Annotated in this window: 15 protein-coding genes; all 15 read right to left on the reverse strand. The window is 34.1% G+C overall.

The annotated features are described in order from the left end of the window. Position 1: 1 nt before the first annotated feature. The 15 genes from NAT51_RS06345 to NAT51_RS06415 all read right to left on the reverse strand — a co-directional run bounded on the left by NAT51_RS06345 (position 2) and on the right by NAT51_RS06415 (position 16145). On the reverse strand, positions 2–1153 hold the full coding sequence (locus NAT51_RS06345; RefSeq protein WP_250596683.1) for a glycosyltransferase family 4 protein: 1152 nt from the start codon (positions 1151–1153) through the stop codon (positions 2–4). Positions 1154–1169: 16 nt separating this feature from the next. Then, positions 1170–2243 (reverse strand): ATP-grasp domain-containing protein, encoded by a 1074-nt coding sequence (locus NAT51_RS06350; protein ID WP_250596685.1) that lies wholly within the window; start codon positions 2241–2243, stop codon positions 1170–1172. Between the two features lie 10 nt (positions 2244–2253). Continuing rightward, a complete protein-coding gene (locus NAT51_RS06355; RefSeq protein WP_250596687.1) occupies positions 2254–2787 on the reverse strand; it encodes a hypothetical protein in 534 nt (177 codons plus the stop codon). After that, positions 2772–3944, reverse strand: a complete 1173-nt coding sequence (locus NAT51_RS06360) for a pyridoxal phosphate-dependent aminotransferase (RefSeq protein WP_250596689.1) — start codon at positions 3942–3944, stop codon at positions 2772–2774. The genes NAT51_RS06355 and NAT51_RS06360 overlap by 16 nt, the downstream gene beginning before the upstream one ends. Positions 3945–4004: 60 nt before the next feature. Beyond that, positions 4005–5063, reverse strand: a complete 1059-nt coding sequence (locus NAT51_RS06365; protein ID WP_250596696.1) for an EpsG family protein — start codon at positions 5061–5063, stop codon at positions 4005–4007. A gap of 10 nt (positions 5064–5073) precedes the next feature. Further along, positions 5074–5922, reverse strand: coding sequence for a glycosyltransferase family 2 protein (locus NAT51_RS06370; protein WP_250596698.1), 849 nt, complete (start codon positions 5920–5922; stop codon positions 5074–5076). An 18-nt stretch (positions 5923–5940) separates the two neighbouring features. Then, positions 5941–7200 (reverse strand): glycosyltransferase, encoded by a 1260-nt coding sequence (locus NAT51_RS06375; RefSeq protein ID WP_250596700.1) that lies wholly within the window; start codon positions 7198–7200, stop codon positions 5941–5943. Beyond that, the gene (locus tag NAT51_RS06380) at positions 7197–8459 is read right to left on the reverse strand and encodes an O-antigen translocase (RefSeq protein ID WP_250596702.1); all 1263 of its coding nucleotides are present in this window, start codon (positions 8457–8459) and stop codon (positions 7197–7199) included. The genes NAT51_RS06375 and NAT51_RS06380 overlap by 4 nt, the downstream gene beginning before the upstream one ends. Positions 8460–8474: 15 nt before the next feature. Continuing rightward, entirely contained in the window at positions 8475–9626 is a 1152-nt protein-coding gene (gene rffA, locus NAT51_RS06385; protein WP_250596703.1) for a dTDP-4-amino-4,6-dideoxygalactose transaminase, read from the reverse strand. Between the two features lie 10 nt (positions 9627–9636). Beyond that, positions 9637–10512, reverse strand: coding sequence for a formyltransferase family protein (locus NAT51_RS06390; RefSeq protein WP_250596705.1), 876 nt, complete (start codon positions 10510–10512; stop codon positions 9637–9639). Continuing rightward, positions 10512–11384 (reverse strand): glucose-1-phosphate thymidylyltransferase RfbA, encoded by an 873-nt coding sequence (gene rfbA, locus NAT51_RS06395; protein WP_250596707.1) that lies wholly within the window; start codon positions 11382–11384, stop codon positions 10512–10514. Before rfbA ends, NAT51_RS06390 begins: the two co-directional genes overlap by 1 nt. A 73-nt stretch (positions 11385–11457) precedes the next feature. Continuing rightward, complete coding sequence (gene rfbB / locus NAT51_RS06400) at positions 11458–12504, reverse strand: dTDP-glucose 4,6-dehydratase (RefSeq protein WP_250596709.1); 1047 nt, start codon at positions 12502–12504, stop codon at positions 11458–11460. A 1-nt stretch (position 12505) separates the two neighbouring features. After that, complete coding sequence (locus tag NAT51_RS06405; RefSeq protein WP_250596711.1) at positions 12506–13867, reverse strand: UDP-glucose 6-dehydrogenase; 1362 nt, start codon at positions 13865–13867, stop codon at positions 12506–12508. Positions 13868–13891: 24 nt separating this feature from the next. Continuing rightward, entirely contained in the window at positions 13892–15163 is a 1272-nt protein-coding gene (locus NAT51_RS06410) for a nucleotide sugar dehydrogenase (RefSeq protein WP_250596713.1), read from the reverse strand. A 1-nt stretch (position 15164) separates the two neighbouring features. Further along, positions 15165–16145 (reverse strand): SDR family oxidoreductase, encoded by a 981-nt coding sequence (locus NAT51_RS06415; RefSeq protein WP_250596715.1) that lies wholly within the window; start codon positions 16143–16145, stop codon positions 15165–15167.

Consider the following 16145-nt stretch of genomic DNA (forward strand, 5'->3'; position numbering starts at 1 on the left):
TCTATTCTAAATTCCGATATTCATTTAACAATGCTTCCCAAATCACTTTCCGCTCATACTTTGACTGGATTTCATTTCTTGATTTTTCAAGAATCCCTTTGTAAACATCCTGGTTTTTACAAATGAACTCCATACTTTCCAACAAAGCTTTTCCATCTTTAACCGGCACAATCAACCCATTCACTCCATGCTTTATAATTTCATTACATCCATTTATATTTGAAACTATAGACGGGACTTTCATCGCTCCGGCCTGCATAACAACATTAGGAAAACCTTCCCGGTAACTAGGAAAAGTTAAAACATTGGAAATACTGAAAAATGGCCTTACATCATTTTGATAGCCAACCCAGATAACAGATTCATCATTCTTAATCAATTCCAATGTTTCAGGCAGCAAAGGATCTAAGTTTTCTTCCAAATCACCAACCAGTAATAATTTCATATTTTCTGTTGATTTAGACAATTCCCCAAAAGACCTTATCAGCTCATTTATTCCCTTATCAGAAACCAATCTGCCAACAAAAATAAAAACAAAATCCTCAGGTTTAATTCCCCATTTTTGTCTTAATACCTCTTTTTCTTCATTATTATATAATTCCGGATCAAAATAAGAAGTATCAATTCCATTAGAGCTCCCATGACCAATCACCTTGATTTTTTCCGGTTTACAATAATTACTTTCCAGGATAATTTCCTTTAATCCAAAAGAGTTTGGTAAAACTTTTGTTGCACAGGCATATGTTATTTTTTCAACAAGATCCAAAATCTTTCTTTTAAATCCTGACACTTCAAGCAGAGGCAATCCGGCAACAGTATGCCATCTGTTAGGAACCCCGGCCAATTTAGCCGCTATCATCCCAACCATACCAGCTTTTGGTGTGTGTGAATGTACCAGAAAAGGCTTTTCACGTCTTAGAAAAAAAAACAGCTTCCAAATTGCCACTAAGTCACTGAAAGGAGTTATTTTTCGTGTCATTTTAACATAAAAACCGGACACTCCTTCATTATTTACATATTTTTCAAGTCTTTCTTTTTCAGACGAAACAGCAATAACTTCATAAAATCCATTCATAAAATCCAACTGTCCGGTCAGGAGTTTTTCCAGCGAGACAGGAACAGTTGTGATACGCACAAGTTTCTTTTTTTTCATAGCTTACAAAGGTATGCTATAACGAAATTCCTCTAAAATAATTGTTTGTTATTTTTTCTTTTGAATCAAAAACAACATCTACATATGTTTTGTAATAAGCCTCCATCACAAAAAGTTTCTTCTTATACTCTTTGTAAGGAATTGACTTATAGCGGTCAGGCAAAGATGGATTTAACTGATAGGAAGGACTTACCTCAAGTATTAAAGGCAAAGTATTCAAATCATCTTTTTCCCAAGTTATATCAAAAGCTCCGGTCGTCATTTCCATCCTGTTCATGTAATCAACAAAAAGAGTCCTCCATTGCTCCGGAAATTCCCCGAAAACAGTTGAATTTCCGAAAGAAGTAGCTGTTGGCTTCCATTCATCAGTTGAGTTTACCCTCCAATAAAAAGAAATCACTTCTTCATTCAATATCACCACTCTTAAGTCCCGGCGCATATCGACTAATTTCTGAACAATTGTTCTAGAATGTCCTTTTTCCCAGACTCTTTCAAGATTAACAAGCAATTCTTCTCTTGAATTCACTTTTGTTATCCCTCTTGAACCCGCAGAATGAATTTCCTTTATCAATACAGGATACTCAATTTTATCCAATTCTGACTGTACATAATTTCGGTTAAGCACTACCGTTTTAGGATGGCTAATTCCGAGTTTGGCAAATTGCTCCTGCATAAAAGCCTTATTTTCCCAATATTCAATCTCGCCGGTTTTTGGAAAAACGATATTCCCTTGACCTTCAAGCAACTTTACGGTTTGATGCAGTGTTTCCGAATAATTGGCTAACTTATAAGGATTGCAATTTTCAGAAACATTGTAAAACACTTTCTTATTAACATATTTTCCAATATTACTGCCAACCACAATTTTGAAAGGAATATTTCTTTGAGCAATAGCCTCGATTAATGCAAAATCACTTAATAGATCATTATGTTTCAGATATCGTAATAATGTTGTTAAAGGATTCGTCTTGATCCAAACAATAGTATCCGCTTTTTTATCATGGTTTTTAATCCATTTAAGCAACGATATTCTTATGAACAAATACAGGAAAGCAAGAATTTTTGAAATTAATCGGTTAATAAATTTCATAGAGATCAATTTAGTGATTATTTAATTTTAAGATTGAGTCGTAATCATAATATTTCACGTTCATTTTTTTCACTTCTTTAATTACATCATCATAAAAAAGCACACTTTCTTTTTCATGATTATAACTTAGATCGTCAAAATAAACAACACCAAAACGTTCACATAGGTATTTAAGATAAACAAGTTTATCATGGGGATTATTGGTAAGTATTAATATTTGGGGAGCATTAAAACTTCTTTTTTTTAGCCAATTTTTAGTTACACCATAATCAACAATATTCCTATTGCTTAAAAACACAATAGGTAAATCACCATAGTGATTTTTAACATACTGTATGGTACCTTCCAAAGGCTCTAAATTACTGAAATAAGCAAATCTTCCTTTTTTAAAATCATTAAGATTTGTCCAGGTATCAGCAATAGTATTGTCAATATCTAAAACCAGAAACTGTTTTGCATTACATTTCCGGGAAAATATTCTCAATTTATTAATAAAAAAAAACTTTATAAAAGGATTATATAAGGCTTTTATGATTGCACGCATAATAACTCTTTTATTGCTTTGATTATTTGCAGGTTTTCTTCAAATGTACGTGATGCTATACGTACAAACTGACCATCTAAACCTATTTTATCAGAACAATCCCTGACATAAATTCCATAATTAACCAATAAATTAACAGTAAATTCAAAAGAAGTCATACCGTTTTCTATTTCAATTAGCGCAAAATTTGCTTTTGAAGGATACACATTAATTCCTTTTATATTTTTTAGTTCATCGAGAAACATAAAAGTATTCATAATGTATTTCTTTCGTTCAACATTATACTTTTCGATAAATGCTTTATCAGAATAAACTTTAAAGAAATAATTTGTCAGACCTGAAACATTCCAAAGATATCCGTTTCGTAATAAAACATCTACCTTTTCACTGTTCATTACAGCATATCCCGCACGCAATCCGGCAATACCGAAATCTTTGGACATACTTTTAACAATTATCAGGTTTGAATATTTATCAGTTAGCTCTTCGGAAGTAATTTGCGATAATTCAATATCTTCATAAGCAAAATGAATAAAACTTTCATCAATGATAATATTGGTAACTTCCGTCAGGTTTGATATCATATAAAGAAAGTCTTCCTGCTTTAAATAACCTCCGTTAGGATTGTTCGGATTAATGATTACAATCGTATCAGGCTTTTCATTTTTTACAAATTCTACATATTTTTTTGGATCAAGAAGAAATTTATCCTCTTTCAAAAGCGGAAAATAAACAATATCAATACCATCTTTGACAAACTCATAATAAGATGAAAAAGTTGGTGATATTATACAAATTTTATTTTGAACAAAATTATGTAGAATCCCCTGGATTATTTCGATAGCTCCATTCCCTACAAATATTTTCTTATGATCTACATTGATTGCTTCTGATATATATTTAGCAATTTCCCTGTTTTGTGGCGGATAAAATTCCAAAACATCGCGTAATCTGTTATTGTCGATTAAATCTTCATGAAGAAACTTCATAAACAGATCAGTAGCATATGGATTTGATAAAAAACAGGCATCAATATTTATCTCAAGTTCCGGACATTCTTTCATTATAGTATCAACACTTGGTGAATGTGTGCCGGAATTATTTTTGAGCTCCTTTATTTTATCAATAACATTATTATTTAAGTAATTTTTTGTCATAAAATTAGTCTTTTAGCGAGCGTAAATGTATAATAAAAATCTTTTTGAAAAAACATTGAATCACCTAATTGTATTATAAAAAAGAGTAAACATCAATACATTCAGAAAAACCAGTGAGATAGCCCCAAACCTGTATTTATTATTATTAAGTAAAGGCTCTAATACAAAAGGAAGGAAAATCCATGATAAGGCACCAATTCTATCAGAAAAAGCAACATTAAAACTCAAAAAGAAAAAGGAGCTTGATATCAAAAAGACCTTTAAAAAATAACCATACTTATTTTGATCTTCGGTATTGGTAAACTTCTTATAAAAGAAATAACCCAATACAGCGAAAAGGGTGTTAAACAGCACAAAAGAAGCTTTAAATCCTAATTCATATTCAACCCAATCTTCTTTATTGATATAAGAATCAAATCGGTTTTTAAACAAAACGTTCACATAGGGTAAAAAATCAAGCAATGAATTTATACCTATATCTAAATATGCTAAAGCAATCGTAAAAAAGAAAATACCATACAACAGTTTATAGGAAATATTTCTTTTTGCAATCAAAAAAAACAAAAAAGGAATAAGAACAGTACCATGAAAAGAAACTCCCATTGCAGTCGTCAGATAAGCCTTAATTCTTTTATTCCTTATAATAAGAATAATGGCAAATAACAAAAAGGCAATAGCAAGGCCACTTCGTATAACGTTCACCCCAAAAGTCTCAAAAAAGAAAAAACTTGTGAACGTAAAATACATCAAATATGATTTTGATTTATCCCAAACATAAAACAAAAGGATTATTGCTAGATTATAAAGTAAGGAAACTCCAAAGAAAAATCCCCTTTCATTTGTAAAAAATCTTAAAATTTCCAAAAGTATGGAGAATCCGAAATCCTTTGCGTCCCTGAGCGTATTATAACGGAACTGTTCAACATACATCTTTGTATCAGAACCGATGCTATAATCCCTGAAACCGAAAACAAAAGAATAACAAAGCGCTATGATAATTCCAAAAACTAAATTAAATCCAGCGCTTCTTTCTTTTTTTATATCATACTCAATAGAAAAGAATACAGCAAAAATTGCAGATAATATGTATACAAACAAATAGGAATCCTGATAATACATAATTCAAATTTTATTTATCTGCTTTAATAGCATTCAAAATATTCAGATAAATGGCTTTTTTCTCCGATTCAACTCCTTTGAATCTATGCCTAACAGACAAATAATCTAATTTCAAAATTTCTAAAACACGGCAATATATGAATTTAAAATAATTCAAGTACACAATTTTAAAACGGTCAGAAAATGAAAGTTTATAAGCATCTGCAAACTTTTTTTTCCCTGGAAGTGATGTTAAAAACTTACTACTGTTATTTGTACTCAACTCTCTGTAAAAAAGTAAAGGTTCTGTGATATTTAAAAAAACTGAATCATTGATTGATCTGTTCCAAAGTTCAAAATCCTCAATTCTAACATAATCATCCAAATACATATGCTTTTTAAACCATTTTGTTTTAGCAAAAACTGTTGGATGAATTGGCACTTTTTCATCGAGTGTATCTCTTGTTGTTTTAATTACTGATGAGTGTTTATAACCTAATATATTATTTTCATCATCTATACTTACCGCATCAGAATGGGTGACGTCTGCATGTGGGTTTTTTTCCAATAGTGCCAATTGCTTTTCAATTCTGTCCGGAAACATAATATCGTCTGCATCCATACGGGCAAAGTATTTCCCTTCAGCGACATCTATTAACTGATTAAGCCTGAAAATCAAACCTTTATTTTCCCCATCAGCAATAATTTTAATTCGCGGGTCATTAAACTGTTTGACAATTTCCATTGATCTGTCTTTTGAACCATCATCTACAAGGATAATCTCCAGGTTTTGATAGGTTTGGTTCAAAATTGACTTCACACAATCACTAATATGATTCTCAACATTAAAAAAGGGCACACCAATTGTTACTAACTTCATTATTCTACTTCAAAAAATTTATAATCTTTTAAAGAAACTTTCCCCATAAGTTCCTTTAATCTTTGACATTATCAAATGCATACTCAGCGAAATCACAAAAAACAGACTTTCTGTCCATCTAATAGTGAATTTAAAATTCCGGCTATTTTTTATCATTTCACAAAAAACTTCCTCTGATTTCTGAATACTGAAATCAAAAGCTCTTTTCCTTGCTTTGTTACATTCCTCCTCATATTCATCTTTGCTTTGATTCAGCAATTTATCAATATATGTTTCTATGAAATTAACCGGATAATCTAATCCTTTTTCCTGATAGGAATATGTATGGGTGTTATGCAAAAAACCATATGTAACTGGATCCTGCTCATTTTCAATACCGATCATTGCAGGTATAGCACAGGCTGAAGCCTCAATAAGCGCTGTTCCGGCGCCAATAAACATCAACGAATCATTAATCGTCTCTTTAAACAAATGGTAAGGCACACCTGAATGAAAAATGATTTGCTTTTCCAGCCTTTCTTCTTTCACGATTTGCTCCAGTTTTTCCCTTTCAATTCCGTCTCCATATGAATCATAGTGCAGAAAAACACCTTTCTTATTCATGCTTTTAATGATCTCAATCATCTGGAAATTGTATTTTTTCCAAGCTGTTAATCTCCCTATGGAAACTACTCTCTTATTCTGGACACCGCTTTGACAACCTTCATATTTTTCGAGGTTAATTCCAATTGGCACCAAATTACTTTCTCCAAATTTCCCATCATATCCAGATTCATAAAAAGAACGTGACATCTCACTGTAAAAAGTGATATTTTGTGAAGGTAGTTTCTGAAGGAATTCATTTATTTTCTTTCCGAAAAAACTACCCGTAAACGTCTTAACATTAAACTCATTTATATGATAAACTCCGGTAGTAAGATTTATTCCGGGATTCAATTTCAATAATCTGGCACTAAAAAGCATTGAATTTGTATCCGGAGCATGAATATGTGTAACATTTGAAAGTATTTCCCTTTTTAATTTGTCAATCCTTAAAGGAAAAAGCAATTTCAAAATTGGAAATCCCTTTTTAAAAAAACGAGGCGCATAAACATAATCATCCCAATGACAAACTGTTGCGTATTGCTTCAGTTCATTAAGCAGCCCCTCATCAAATTTATGGGTAAAAAACAAAACCGTTACGGGAATATTCCTCCCATGCAACTGTTTTATCATCCTAACCAAAAAAGTTTCAATTCCGCCTAACGGCAAACAAGAGTATAAAAACAATATTCTCATAGCTTATCCTCGTTGTAAAAATAATACCCCATAAACCCAAGGCTTACCAAAAAACATAAAAAATAGGTCAACACGTGTGCATAATTAGCTCCTATCACTCCATATTTCGGTACAAAAATGTATGAAAAAGTAATCATAAACGTAAAGATTAACAGTTCAAACATCAAGTATACCTTTAGCTTTTCTTTCAGGATAATCAAAAATCCGAAAACCAGACAAAGCACTTTAAACACATCGCCGACAGCCTGCCACGTAACCAATTCCTCAGCAGGTTGAAATGATTCTGTAAAGAGCAATGAAATAAGAATGCTTTTCATAAAATATACGATAATAACGTATACTGAAACTAAGGGTATAAGAATGAGATAAGCATTCTTTATTATTTTTTTTAATTCGGAAACGGATTCACTTTTTCCTAGCTCGGGAAGGTAATAATTAGCCATCACGACATTAAGGAAAATCAATCCAGATTCAGACAACTTAACAGCCGATTGCCAATATCCAACATTATCCCAGCCCCCATTATCCAAAATCAATTTACGCACAAAAACTTGGGCAAAAGGCAAAAGACAAGCCGAAAATATAAGCATTAATGAATACTTCAAAAGGCTTTTTACATTTTCTTTATCAACTGAAGAAAAATGAAACAACTGGATTTCTTTTCTAAGCTTAAAAAAATAAGAAATCAAAAAAACAATACCCGGAGAAATGGCCATCCATATAAGTCCGAGCATGGCACCTGGTATTTTAAAAAAATAAACCAATAAAATCAATCCCAAGGCTCCGACTATTGCTGCGACAATTGTCAGCATTGAAAAAAACTTACTTCGCTGCATTCCGTTCAAATATCCTCCGTATATAACCGAAAACACATTAAAAAACTGCAAAAAAGCAAGCATTCTGATTACAAAAGCATAATCAGTAACTTCAAAAAGTTCTTTCGAAATATAACCGGCAAAAAAAAGGAGAAAAAGTCCTAACAAAGATGAAAATACCAATCCAATCCAAAATCCTGCAGAAATGACATTATTGACTTTTCCGGGATCATTTTTAAACTGGGAAATTTTACTGATGACTCCATTAGTAATACCTCCTCCGGCAGTTGTCGCTATTATCGCCATCAAACTCATAAGCTGACCTAACATCCCAAACCCCTTAACACCAATGTAGTACGAAATCACCTTTATACCTACTACTCCAAGTACAACTTTCAAACCGGTAGAACCGGCTAAATACAAGCCCGATTTTATAACACGCATTATTTAACCGATTTACTAAATTTTAAAAAATTCCTTTATCGAATTACTGATATAATCAACTTCAGCATCGGACAAATCAAAATACAATGGTAAACGCACCAACGTATCCGAATAATGATCAGTATAAGGTAATTCACCCAAGCCAAGTTCCTTATGCTTTTCAACATAAAACGGACTTTTATGCAAACTCAGGTAATGAAAAACAGCTAAAATCCCTTTTTCTTTCAAGTGTGCCAATAAAGCCGTTCTTTCTTCTAAATCATTTGTAACCAAATAATACATATGCCCGTTATTTGTAGCATATGCAGGAACATCCGGTAAGCCAACATTATTTTTTGTATTAACTTCCGAAAGGTTTTCATTGTAAGAATTCCAGATATGTAATCTTCTCTTTTGAATTACATCTAAATTTTCTAGTTGGGCCCAAAGAAAAGCAGCAATTGTTTCTGATGGTAAAAATGAACTTCCCATATCTACCCAACCGTACTTATCAACCTCGCCCCTAAAAAAAGAGGATCTATTTGTTCCTTTTTCCCAAATAATTTCAGCCCTGTCTGAAAACTGCTCGTCATTAATGGCCAGCATACCGCCTTCTCCCGAAATAATATTCTTAGTTTCATGAAATGAAAAAGCGGCAAGATGTCCAATGGACCCCAAAGCCTTTTTTATTCCGTCTTTTCCTGTATAATAACTATCGATTGCCTGTGCAGCATCTTCAATTACAAATAATTTGTATTTATCGGCCAGTTCCATGATACCATCCATATCACAGGCAACTCCTGCATAATGAACCGGAACGATAGCCTTGGTTCTGGGTGTTATTAATGCTTCTATTGTAGAGACATCCATATTGGGATTATCCTTCATGGAATCAGCGAAAACTATATTTGCTCCTCTCAAAATAAAAGCGTTTGCAGTACTTACAAAAGTATACGAAGGCATAATCACTTCATCACCCGGTTTTATATCAATCAATAAAGCGGCCATTTCGAGTGCATCGGTACAGGATGTAGTCAAAAGACATTTTTTGAACCCAAAGTTGTTTTCAAAATATTCATGACATAACTTAGTATACTTTCCGTTTCCAGATAGTTTCCCGGTATTCACGGCATCGTATATATAATGCGTTTCTTTACCCGTCAAATGGGGTTTATTAAATAAAATCATGCTTCACAAATTATTTTAGACGAATCCTGAAAGTATTAAATTCTACTTCATTTCCGTTTTCATACTTAGCAGAATCGATCCTCAAAAGTCCTTTACCACAAACAATAATTGGTTTAAGATTTTCTTTAAAGATTAATTTACCTGCCTGTCTGTTTTCAATTTTCACATCATTGATTAATGTAACTTCTTCTATCCTGATTTTTTCATTTTCATGGAAACAGTAAGCTCCCTTATAAGGGTATCCAACCGAATCAACGAGTCTCTTAATATAGGTCGCATCATTTTGCCAGTCTATGGCATAATCTTCTTCATCCCTCCAAAGACTGTAAGAAGCCAATTCCTCAATTTGTGAAGTAGCTCCCAAATCCTGATCATCTGAAATTTTAACCAATATCTTAGCCAACAACTCAGAATACAAATTACTTACTAATGTAATGGCTTCATTAATTTTTATCGGGTAATTCACAGTAATGGATGATTGGTAAATAATATCTCCCGTATCATAACTTTCCGTTCCAAACAAAGCCGTAACCCCAATTTCTTTATCCCCGTTGAGCAAGGCCGTAACCAATGGATTAAAACCTCTGTATTTAGGCAATAAAGAATCGTGGATTACAATCAGTTTTTCATTTTCACCAACATTAATCAACCATCTCCAGCCGATGGCAATATGATAAGAAGCACTTGATTTTGAATCATCAGTGCTTCTAAATTTATATCTTATATTTTTCTCGATTGCTACTTTTTCAATAGCATCGGAATAATCGTTTACAATACTTTTGTCTTTAGCTATAATCAGGGAATCGATTGTTCGGATCAATTGATCGTCTAATTCAGAAATCGCCTTCAGTGCTTTATATCCAAGACAGTATATTATGGCACCCATTATCTGGCAATTTTTCTTAAATATTCAGCGTAACCACTTTTACCAAGCCCTTCGGCGCAAGCTTTAAACTCTTCTTTTGAAATAAATCCTTTCCGGTAAGCCACTTCTTCAATACAGGCTATCTTTAATCCAGTTCTTTTTTCAACAGCTTTAACAAACTCGGTCGCCTCTGTTAACGACTCATGGGTTCCTGTGTCTAACCAGGCAAAACCTCTTCCCATTAGCTGAAGATTAAGCTTATTCTGGTCCAGATATTCTTGGTTAACTGTGGTGATTTCAAGTTCGCCCCTGTGGGAAGGTTTAACATTTTTTGCGATTTCAACAACCGAATTCGGATAAAAATACAATCCGACAACTGCAAAATTAGATTTTGGTTCTGTTGGTTTTTCTTCAATGGAAAGTACTTTACCGTCAGTATCAAATTCGGCAACTCCGTAACGTTCGGGATCATCAACATAATATCCGAAAATTGTGGCTTCTTTTTTTTCTGTAACAATATTCACGGCATTGGATAATAAATTCTGAAGTCCGGCTCCGTAAAAGATATTATCACCCAATACCAGACACACATCATCAGAACCTATAAATTCTTCACCTAAAATAAAAGCCTGTGCCAAACCATCAGGAGAAGGTTGCTCTACATAAGATAATTTTAGTCCGATCTGACTTCCGTCACCAAACAATCTTTTGAAATTAGGCAAATCCTGAGGAGTTGATATAATCAGGATTTCTTTAATTCCTGCCAACATTAAAACCGACAGCGGATAATAAATCATCGGCTTATCATATATAGGAAGTAATTGTTTTGAAACTACCTGGGTAAGCGGGTGTAAACGTGTTCCTGATCCTCCGGCTAAAATTATTCCTTTCATTGTAAAAAGCTTTAAGTTTCAGACTATGTCAGCTAAACAGCACCATTAAAAACACTGTTTAAACATTCATAAACTATTGATATTGTTTCTCGTAATACTTCTGGTATTCACCGGAAGTCACATTATTCAACCATTCGGTATTTTGCAAATACCAATCAATGGTTTGCTCCAGCCCTTCTTCGAAAGTTACCGAAGGTTTCCAACCCAATTCACTGTTGATTTTAGACGCGTCGATAGCATAACGTAAATCATGGCCCGGTCTGTCTTTTACAAAAGTGATCAGTTTAGCAGATTCTCCTTCCGTTCTTCCCAATTTCTCATCCATTCTTTGGCATAACAAACGGACTAAATCGATATTCTTCCATTCGTTAAAACCTCCAATATTATATGTTTCATGATTTTTACCTTCATGAAAAACCAAATCAATCGCAACAGCGTGATCTTTTACAAACAACCAATCTCTGGTATAATTCCCGTCACCGTAAACCGGTAAGGGTTTATTGTTGATTATATTATTGATAAATAACGGTATCAATTTTTCCGGAAAATGAAACGGACCGTAATTGTTCGAACAATTTGTAAGAACGTATGGCAAACCGTAAGTTTCTCCATATGCGCGTACAAAATGATCTGAACTCGCTTTAGAAGCAGAATATGGTGAGTTAGGATCATAAGCTGTTGTTTCAGTAAACAATCCTGTTTCTCCTAGTGTTCCATATACTTCATCTGTAGAAATGTGGTAAAAACGTTTCCCTTCATAGTTATCCTTCCAACTGTTTTTTGCAGCATTCAAAAGATTCATGGTACCAATTACATTAGTTTTGACAAAAGCCAAAGGATCTGTAATTGAACGATCCACATGTGATTCTGCAGCTAAATGCAATACACCGTCAAATTGATATTGTCCGAAAATTGTATTGATGAAATTTTCATCAACAATATCTCCTTTCAGGAAAGTATAATTGGGGGCTTTTTCGATATCCTTTATATTTTCAAGGTTACCGGCATATGTCAAAGCATCCAGGTTATAAATATGATATTCGGGATATTGATTCACAAAACGTCTTACAACATGTGAACCTATAAATCCTGCTCCTCCGGTGATTAGTATTTTTTTCATTTTAATTTGAGCTACCTACCGCATTGTATATAAATCCGATAGCTTTCATTTTTTGTTTGTCCAGGATATTTCTTCCATCAAATACAAAGGCTGGTTTTAACATACCGTCATAGATCTTTTGCCAGTCATATGTGACAAATTCATCCCACTCTGTTAAAATGGCAACTGCATGTGCATTTTTACACGTCTCGTAAGGATTATTTTCAATTGTAACCCCTTCAAATTGTTCCCCTAAATCAAATTGGATTTGTGCAGGTTCAACTTTAGGATCATATACAGCAACTTTAGCTTCTTCGTTTAATAAATCCTGCGCTACGTTAATAGCAGCAGATTCACGGGTATCATTTGTGTCTTTTTTGAAAGCCCAACCCAACATTGCTATTTTTTTTCCTGAAACCGTGTTGTATAAAGTCCGTACTATGTTTTTTGCAAAACGGTGTTTCTGATGATCGTTCATAATAACCACCTGCTCCCAATAATCAGCTACTTCATGCAATCCGTAAGATTTTGCGATGTAAACCAAATTCAGTATATCCTTTTGGAAACAAGAACCTCCAAAACCAACAGAAGCTTTAAGGAATTTTGATCCTATTCTGGAATCCATACCTATTGCTTTTGCAACTTCTGAAACATCTGCTTCGGTTTTTTCACATAATTCGGAAATTGCATTGATTGAAGATACACGTTGAGCCAAAAATGCATTAGCCGTTAATTTTGACAATTCGGAAGACCATACATTTGTGGTTAAAATTCTTTCTTTCGGCACCCAGTTTCCATAAACATCAACAAGAGATTGAATTGCTTCGGCGTCGTTTCCGCCAATTAAAACACGGTCCGGGTTATGTAAATCCTGAACAGCAGTTCCTTCTGCCAAAAACTCAGGGTTTGATAAAATCTGGAAATTTACACCGTTTCCGGTATTATCCAATATACTTTTTATTGCTTCTGCGGTCCTAACCGGTAACGTTGATTTTTCAACTACGATTTTATCAGATTTCGCGATTCTTGCGATTTGTCTGGCACATAATTCAATATATTTCAAATCAGCTGCCATTCCTTTTCCGGCTCCATACGTTTTTGTAGGTGTATTTACCGAAATAAAAATCATTTGTGCCTCATCGATTGCTTTATCAACATCTGTTGAGAAAAACAGATTTCTGCCACGGGCTTCCTTAACCACATCAGCCAATCCCGGTTCATAAACCGGCAATTTATCAAAATCAGCATCATTCCATGCGGCAATCCTCGCCTCATTCAAATCGACAACAGTTACTTTTATATTTGGACATTTTTGTGCAATGACAGCCATTGTAGGACCACCTACATAACCAGCTCCAATACAACAAATAGAATCAATCTTCATACATTTACTTTTAATTGTGCAAAACTACAGTTTTCCGTCGACTTGGACAGCCAAAACTCCTTTAACATCATATAAAACAGAATTTTCTTTTCGGATTGCTTCAAAATCCAGGCTTAAAAATTCGTTATGGGCTACACCAAGTACCACAGCATCAAACTTATTATCAGGCAATGATGTTGTGATTTCCAAACCATATTCATGTTTTACTTCGGATGCATCGGCCCACGGGTCAAATACGGTAACTTTAACCCCGTATTCTTTCAATGAACTGATAACATCAACAATTTTTGTATTGCGTACATCAGGACAGTTTTCTTTAAAAGCGATACCAAGCATTAATACTTCGGCACCTTTTAAATTAATATCTTTTTTAATCATCAGCTTAATAACCTGTGAGGCAACATACTCTCCCATACTGTCATTAAGCCTTCTACCCGCTAAAATAATTTCAGGATGGTAGCCCATTTCCAATGACTTTTGCGCCAGATAATACGGATCAACCCCGATACAATGTCCTCCAACAAGTCCTGGTTTAAACGGAAGGAAATTCCATTTTGTACCGGCAGCCTCCAAAACATCATAAGTATCGATTTCAAGGATATTGAAAATTTTCGAAAGTTCGTTAACAAAGGCGATATTGATATCACGTTGTGAATTTTCAATGACTTTTGCCGCTTCAGCAACTTTGATTGTTGGCGCCAAATGAGTTCCTGCCGTAATAACCGATTTATACAAGTCATCAACCCTCTTACCAATTTCAGGTGTAGAACCCGAAGTAACTTTCAGAATTTTTTCAACGGTATGTTCCTTATCTCCCGGATTTATTCTTTCAGGTGAATATCCGGCAAAGAAATCAGTATTAAATTTAAGTCCGCTGATTTTCTCCAATACCGGGATACACTCTTCTTCGGTTACACCAGGATAAACTGTTGATTCATAAACAACAATATCTCCTTTTTTTAATACTTTACCAACGGTTTCACTTGACTTATACAAGGGAGTCAAATCAGGTTTATTATTTTTATCAACCGGTGTCGGAACCGTAACAATATAGTAATTACAATCAGCAATATCATCCAGTGAAGTTGAACAGAACAATCCAGTTTCTCCTGAATTTTCATTTTTCAATACTGCTTTCAGTGTTTCTTCATCTACTTCAAGGGTTAAATCTTTACCTTGGTTCAATTGATCAACACGTGACTGGTTTATATCAAAACCAACCACATTATATTTTGTAGCAAACAATCTTGCTAAGGGCAAACCTACATAACCCAATCCAATTACTCCAATCTTCATTCTATTTCAAATTTTCCCAGTACCATTTTACAGCTTCTTCCAAACCTGCCTGTAATGAATACTTGGGGTTATATCCTAAAATTTCTTTTGCTTTATCTATACTTGCCAGTGAGTGCGGAATATCACCGGCTCTGTTTGGTCCGTACTTAATCTCAACGTTTGCAATTTCACCGTCAAAACGTGACAATTCATCCCTCAATACCGTCACCAGTTGATTCAGGGTAGTCCTGTCACCAAAAGCAGTATTAAAAACAGTATTGATGGCCTGTGGATTATCAGACAACATTGCCAGTTCATTCATTTGGATTACATTGTCGATATAGGTAAAATCCCTTGAATAATTACCGTCTCCGTTAATTACCGGGCTTTCATGATTCATGAATTGCATCACAAATTTAGGAATCACGGCAGCATACGCTCCGTTTGGATCCTGCTTCCTTCCGAAAACATTAAAATAACGTAATCCAACGGTTTCCATACCATATGTTTTACCAAAAATTTCAGCATAGAGTTCATTCACGTATTTAGTAATTGCGTACGGTGAAAGAGGTTTCCCGATTTTGTCTTCAACTTTGGGTAAACTTTCCGAATCACCATAAGTCGATGAACTGGCAGCATATACAAATCTTTTTACATCAGCTTCTTTGGCAGCTTGAAGCATATTGAGAAATCCTGACACATTAACTTCGTTTGAAGTCAGCGGATCCTTAATTGATCTGGGCACCGAGCCCAAAGCAGCTTGATGCAAGACATACTTCACTCCATCAACAGCCTTCTTACAATCATCATAATTACGGATATCACCTTCAATAAAGGTAAAGTTTTCATTACCGTTCAAATGTTCAATATTCCTAAGATGTCCGGTTGCTAAATTATCCAAACAGACAACCTTATATCCTTTTCCCAGAAAATATTCACATAAATTCGACCCGATAAAACCTGCACCACCCGTAATTAATATTTTCACTTCAGAAATATACAT

Source organism: Flavobacterium amniphilum (assembly GCF_023634845.1).
GTDB classification, from domain to species: Bacteria; Bacteroidota; Bacteroidia; order Flavobacteriales; family Flavobacteriaceae; genus Flavobacterium; species Flavobacterium amniphilum.

What these genes read in the sequence shown, in the direction of transcription:
- NAT51_RS06345 (WP_250596683.1), bottom strand. Translation starts at nt 1,153, where the DNA reads ATGAAAAAAAAGAAACTTGTGCGTATCACAACTGTTCCTGTCTCGCTG.
- NAT51_RS06350 (WP_250596685.1), bottom strand. Translation starts at nt 2,243, where the DNA reads ATGAAATTTATTAACCGATTAATTTCAAAAATTCTTGCTTTCCTGTAT.
- NAT51_RS06355 (WP_250596687.1), bottom strand. Translation starts at nt 2,787, where the DNA reads ATGCGTGCAATCATAAAAGCCTTATATAATCCTTTTATAAAGTTTTTT.
- NAT51_RS06360 (WP_250596689.1), bottom strand. Translation starts at nt 3,944, where the DNA reads ATGACAAAAAATTACTTAAATAATAATGTTATTGATAAAATAAAGGAG.
- NAT51_RS06365 (WP_250596696.1), bottom strand. Translation starts at nt 5,063, where the DNA reads ATGTATTATCAGGATTCCTATTTGTTTGTATACATATTATCTGCAATT.
- NAT51_RS06370 (WP_250596698.1), bottom strand. Translation starts at nt 5,922, where the DNA reads ATGAAGTTAGTAACAATTGGTGTGCCCTTTTTTAATGTTGAGAATCAT.
- NAT51_RS06375 (WP_250596700.1), bottom strand. Translation starts at nt 7,200, where the DNA reads ATGAGAATATTGTTTTTATACTCTTGTTTGCCGTTAGGCGGAATTGAA.
- NAT51_RS06380 (WP_250596702.1), bottom strand. Translation starts at nt 8,459, where the DNA reads ATGCGTGTTATAAAATCGGGCTTGTATTTAGCCGGTTCTACCGGTTTG.
- rffA (WP_250596703.1), bottom strand. Translation starts at nt 9,626, where the DNA reads ATGATTTTATTTAATAAACCCCATTTGACGGGTAAAGAAACGCATTAT.
- NAT51_RS06390 (WP_250596705.1), bottom strand. Translation starts at nt 10,512, where the DNA reads ATGGGTGCCATAATATACTGTCTTGGATATAAAGCACTGAAGGCGATT.
- rfbA (WP_250596707.1), bottom strand. Translation starts at nt 11,384, where the DNA reads ATGAAAGGAATAATTTTAGCCGGAGGATCAGGAACACGTTTACACCCG.
- rfbB (WP_250596709.1), bottom strand. Translation starts at nt 12,504, where the DNA reads ATGAAAAAAATACTAATCACCGGAGGAGCAGGATTTATAGGTTCACAT.
- NAT51_RS06405 (WP_250596711.1), bottom strand. Translation starts at nt 13,867, where the DNA reads ATGAAGATTGATTCTATTTGTTGTATTGGAGCTGGTTATGTAGGTGGT.
- NAT51_RS06410 (WP_250596713.1), bottom strand. Translation starts at nt 15,163, where the DNA reads ATGAAGATTGGAGTAATTGGATTGGGTTATGTAGGTTTGCCCTTAGCA.
- NAT51_RS06415 (WP_250596715.1), bottom strand. Translation starts at nt 16,145, where the DNA reads ATGTATATTTCTGAAGTGAAAATATTAATTACGGGTGGTGCAGGTTTT.